This is a genomic window from Micromonospora sp. KC213 (genome assembly GCF_004348325.1).
GTDB lineage: Bacteria > Actinomycetota > Actinomycetes > Mycobacteriales > Micromonosporaceae > Micromonospora.
Window position 1 is genome coordinate 1 of sequence record NZ_SMKF01000329.1, and the last position, 1,877, is coordinate 1,877.

The window sequence follows — 1,877 nt, forward strand, 5'->3', positions numbered from 1 at the left end:
CACCCCGGGTACCCGCCGCCGTACGCCCACCCCGGACGCCCGCCTGTCGGCCGCTCCACCTCGGGTGGCGGCCGGGTGGCCGGCATCGTCATCGCGGTCGTCGCCGTGCTCGCCCTCGGCATCTGCGCCTGCCTGGGCGCGGCCAGCGTCCTGCTCGAGCGGTACGCCTCGGAGCCGGTGGCCGAGGATCCATACCACGACGGCTACGACGAGCAGGATTCGTGGACTCCGGCCGCGCCCAGCCAGCCGACGCCCGCCACCACCCCGTCGGGCGGACCCGGCAGATACCCGGTGTCGTACGAGGTGACCGGCACCGGCCGGGGCGACATCCAGTACTACGACGCCAACGGCGACTTCATCCGACTGGAGAGTGTGCGGCTGCCGTGGCGCGAGAAGATCCGCACCGACGATCCGAACCGGGTGATCGTGATCGCCACCGGCGACGGCGACGGTGCCCTCAGCTGCACGGCCCGGATCGGTGACCGTGCCCCGGTGACGCAGGTCGGGGAGCCGGGTAGGGAGGTGACCTGCCAGCCCAGCTGACCGGGCCGGCCGGCCCGTAGGCTGACCGGCGTGACGACGCTTCCCGATGTCGACCCGCTCGTGGCCCGGATGCGTCCCTTCGGGACGACCATCTTCGCCGAGATGTCCGCGCTCGCCGTCCGCACCGGGGCGGTCAACCTCGGGCAGGGCTTCCCGGACAGCGACGGCCCGCCGGAGATGCTCGCCGCCGCGGCCGAGGCGCTGCGTACCGGGCAGAACCAGTACCCGCCGGGTCCGGGTGTCCCCGCGCTGCGCGCGGCGGTCGCGGCCCACCAGCGCCGGTTCTGGCACCTGGCGTACGACCCGGACGCGGAGATCGTGATCACCGCCGGCGCCACCGAGGCGATCGCCGCCAGCATCCTGGCGCTCTGCGAGCCCGGGGACGAGGTGGTCTGCTTCGAGCCCTACTACGACTCGTACGCCGCCTCGGTCGCCCTCGCCGGCGCGGTGCGGCGACCGGTCACCCTGCGCCCCGACGAAACCGGCCGGTACGCCTTCGACCCGGCACAGCTACGCGCCGCGTTCGGGCCCCGGACCCGGCTCGTCCTGCTCAACTCCCCGCACAACCCGACCGGCAAGGTTTTCACCCCCGACGAACTGGCCCTCATCGCCGAACTCTGCCAGCAGCACGACGTCTACGCGGTCACCGACGAGGTCTACGAACACCTGGTCTTCACCGACGCCGCCAGCCGGCACCTGCCGCTGGCCGGCCTGCCCGGGATGCGGGAGCGGACGCTGCGAATCTCCTCGGCCGGCAAGACGTTCTCCTGCACCGGCTGGAAGATCGGCTGGGTCAGCGGGCCGACCAGGCTGGTCTCGGCGGTGCTGCGGGTCAAGCAGTTCCTCACCTTCGTCAACGCCGCGCCGCTGCAACCGGCGGTCGCCGTGGCGCTGGGTCTGCCCGACGCCTACTTCACCGGCTTCCGCGACGACCTGCAACGGCGGCGCGACCAACTCGTGGCGGGCCTGGTCGACGCGGGCTTCGACGTGCTGAGCCCGGAGGGGACGTACTTCGTGACCGCCGACGTAACCGCGCTCGGCGGGCGCGACGGCGTGGAGTTCTGCCGGTCGCTGCCCGAGCGCTGCGGGGTGGTGGCCGTGCCCACCCAGGTCTTCTACGACGACCCGGAAGCCGGCCGGCGGCTGGTCCGGTTCGCCTTCTGCAAGCGGCCGGAGGTGCTCACCGAGGCGGTCGACCGGCTACGCGACCTGGCGGGGCAGACCCGCTGACCCGGCCCGCCGGGCTCGGACCCGTGTCGCCCTCGTTCGCGGCGTGGGGCTCGCGAAGCCGGCTCACTGCCCGCACTGACGGAACGTGCGGGCGGGGGACCGGG

The 1,877-nt window shown here is 73.5% G+C and carries 2 protein-coding genes; both read left to right on the plus strand.

Annotation, left to right across the window (positions count from 1 at the left end):
* The coding region (locus E1166_RS30370; RefSeq protein ID WP_243710604.1) for an MmpS family transport accessory protein at positions 1 to 543 on the plus strand (543 nt) is incomplete at its 5' end.
* Between the two features lie 30 nt (positions 544 to 573).
* A complete protein-coding gene (locus tag E1166_RS30375; protein ID WP_132343230.1) occupies positions 574 to 1,773 on the plus strand; it encodes a pyridoxal phosphate-dependent aminotransferase in 1,200 nt (399 codons plus the stop codon).
* The last annotated feature ends 104 nt before the right edge of the window (positions 1,774 to 1,877 follow it).